We start from the raw sequence: 892 nt of genomic DNA, 5'->3' as shown, positions 1-892 counted from the left end.
GCTGCCGCCGCTGCGGGTGCGGCTGCCGCGCGCGGGGCGGTACGAGCTGCACCTGCGGCTGCTCGCCGGGCGGCGCGTCGTCGAGCGCTCGCTCGGGGCGGCGACGCTGCCGGCGGGCGTCGCCGTGCTGAGGCTGCGCGTCGGCGCGGCGGACGTCGGCTCGGGCGCCGCCGCGACGCTCGACCAGCTGCGGCTGGAGCGGGTCAGCCCTCGAAGGTGAACGCGGCGACGAACAGGTCGACGAGCGTCGTGACGATCGCCGCCGTCGCCGACGGCTGCTCGCTGGTGAAGCAGTCGGTCAGCAGCCCGTCGGTCGCGCCGCCGAGCGCGAGCGCGGTCAGGTGGTGGTCGCGCGCCGGCAACTGGCCGCCGGCGGCGAGGCGATCGGCCTCGGCCTCGATCATCGCCGCGAAGCCGCGCAGCACGCCGCGCCGGTGGCGCTCCAGCTCGAGGCTGACGCCGACGATCTCCAGGTAGGTGATGCGCGCGGCGCGCCGGTCGGCGAGCTGGTTCTCGACGAACGAGCGCAGCGCCGCCTCGCAGCGGGCGCGCGGCTCCAGCGGCGCCGCCGCGATCGCATCCGCGACGGTCGCCGCAAGCGCCTGCATGTGGCGGTCGTAGACGGCCTGCAGCAGCTCCTCGCGGCTGGCGAAGCTCTCGTAGAAGTAGCGCGGGTTGAGTCTCGTGGCCGCGCACAGCGCCTCGATCGACGTGTTCGCGTAGCCGCGCGTGCCGAACAGCTCCAGGCCCGCGTCGAGCAGGCGCGTGCGCCGCTCCGCCCGCCGCTCCTCGGCGCTGCGCCCGCCGTATCGCTGTCCGGTCGCCATCGGGCGGGAGTCTATGGCGGCGCCCGCCCGTCGCGGCCCCGCGCGCCGCGGCGTGCGCCGCCGCG

2 protein-coding genes are annotated in these 892 nt (G+C 77.2%); one reads left to right on the top strand and one right to left on the bottom strand.

What is annotated here, in order from left to right:
• Positions 1–220 (top strand): hypothetical protein (locus R7226_RS31530; RefSeq protein ID WP_318601528.1); only part of this gene is annotated, 220 nt, incomplete at its 5' end.
• On the opposite strand, the gene R7226_RS31525 is transcribed toward R7226_RS31530, so the two are convergent.
• On the bottom strand, positions 204–827 hold the full coding sequence (locus tag R7226_RS31525; protein WP_318601527.1) for a TetR/AcrR family transcriptional regulator: 624 nt from the start codon (positions 825–827) through the stop codon (positions 204–206). The two genes, R7226_RS31530 and R7226_RS31525, sit on opposite strands and share 17 nt — an antisense overlap.
• Between the last annotated feature and the right edge of the window lie 65 nt (positions 828–892).

The sequence above is a fragment of the Conexibacter stalactiti genome, from assembly GCF_033542075.1.
Taxonomy (GTDB): Bacteria; Actinomycetota; Thermoleophilia; order Solirubrobacterales; family Solirubrobacteraceae; genus Conexibacter; species Conexibacter stalactiti.
The sequence above is the reverse complement of the archived record's forward strand: the minus strand, read 5'-3'. Positions and strand labels throughout refer to the sequence as shown.